This window comes from Devosia sp. (assembly GCF_034675085.1).
GTDB lineage: Bacteria > Pseudomonadota > Alphaproteobacteria > Rhizobiales > Devosiaceae > Devosia.
In genome coordinates, this window is the sequence record NZ_JAUCDN010000464.1 from 1 (window position 1) to 1,789 (window position 1,789).

At 65.5% G+C, this 1,789-nt stretch carries 2 protein-coding genes; both read right to left on the reverse strand.

The window, feature by feature from the left end; all coding sequences use genetic code 11:
- On the reverse strand, nt 1-734 hold a 734-nt coding region (locus VDP82_RS17745; protein WP_323016141.1), incomplete at its 3' end, for an ABC transporter permease.
- A gap of 23 nt (nt 735-757) precedes the next feature.
- Nucleotides 758-1,540, reverse strand: a complete 783-nt coding sequence (locus VDP82_RS17750; protein WP_323016142.1) for an ABC transporter ATP-binding protein — start codon at nt 1,538-1,540, stop codon at nt 758-760.
- Nucleotides 1,541-1,789 lie beyond the last annotated feature (249 nt).

A 1,789-nucleotide genomic window follows, 5' to 3' on the forward strand; every position in this document is an offset into this window, starting at 1 on the left:
GTGAACCGCCTGTAGATGAGCTTTTCCAGCGCGGTGAACACCAGATAGAGCGTCAGCGAGCAGATGGCCACCAGCAGGACCGTCGCCCACAATAACGGGATCTGGAAATTCTGCATGGCGCTAATCATAATCAGGCCGAAGCCGCGCGGCGCGCCGAACCATTCGCCGACCACCACGCCCACCAGCGCCACCGGCACCGACAGGCGCAAGGCGGTGGCTATGCCCGGCAGGGCGCTGGGCCATTCGACATGGCGCAAGCGGCGCCAGCGCGACGCCCCCAATACGCCCATGAGATCGCCATAGGCCCGGGGCGTGCCGGCGAGCGCCGAACGCGTCGCCACATAGGTGACGAAATAGACGCTCATGGCGGCGATGGCCACCGGCACGGTCTCGGGCGTGAACATCAGCATGAAAATCGGCGCCAAAGCGATGGAGGGGATGGCGTTGACCAGGGCCGCAAGATTGTCGAGCCCCTCCCAGAGGAAGGGCAATATCCGCGTCATCAGCGCCAGGCCGATGCCGAGCATGCCTCCGTAAAGCAGGCCAAGGCCCAGCGAAGCCAGGCTGGCCCCGGCCGCGCGCAGAAAGAGCGCCTGGCGCTGGGGATTGGCGAATTCGGCCAGAACCCGGTCGAGCGCCGGCAGGGTGAGCCCGCCCCAGCCATTGGCGCCGGCAAGCTGCCAGAAGCCCAGGAACAACAGGATGCCCAGGGCGCCCAGGACAGGCGGGCTCAACGGGCTATGCTCGGCCTGACCGCTCAATGCTGATGGCCCTCCCCGCCGGGAGACAGGCACAAGGTCAGCTCGTCGACCAGGGCATGAAACGCCGGCTCGCGCATGAGGTCGGGCGCGCGCGGACGGGGGAAATCGATGGTGACGTCCCGGATGACCTCGCCCGGCCTTCCGCTCATGACGATCACCCGGTCGGCCAGGAAGACGGCCTCGTCGACCGAATGGGTGACCAGCACCGTGGTCAGCTTGTGCTCGAGCCAGATGCGTTGCAATTCGATGTTCATGTGGCGCCGCGTCACCGCGTCGAGCGCGCCGAAGGGCTCGTCCAGCAGCAAAAGCGAGGGGTTGAGCGCCAGGGCCCGGGCGATGGAGGCGCGCTGGCGCATGCCGCCGGAAAGCTGGCTGGGACGGGCCTGGGCAAAGCCGCTCAGCCCCACCAGCTCGATCAGGGCGGCGACGTGGGCATGATCGATCCTGCGCCCGGCGATGCGGAAGGGCATGGCGATATTCTGGGCGATGGTGAGCCAGGGAAGCAGCGCGTGATCCTGAAACGCCACTCCGAGCTGATGCCTGGAGGCAAGATCGGCCGGACGGGCGCCCCACACGCTGACCTGCCCCGTCGTGGGCTCGTCGAGGGAGGCCAGCATGCGCAGCAGGGTGCTCTTGCCGCAGCCGGAAGGCCCCAGCACCGAAATGAACTGCCCCTGGGGTATGCGCAGGTCCACCGCCTTGACGGCAACGACCGAGGCGCTGCCGATGCGGAAGCTCTTGCTCACATTGGAGAGCGTAATCACCTGGGGGGCGCTCATCGGCAGCTCCGACATACTCAACCGCAAGGAGGCAACACCCAACAATGGCACAGTTCGCGCCAACCGCAATGTTACTTTTGTGACTATTCCATCATTTTTTGATATTTAAGTTACGCACTTCCCATGCCATGCTCCCCCTTGTGGCTTGCACCCGGAACGAGGAAAGCGCCGATATGGTCCGCATTGCCGCCATTGGCGACCTACATGTCCGGTTCGACGACGCGGACAGGTTTGCCTCCGCGTTCGAGC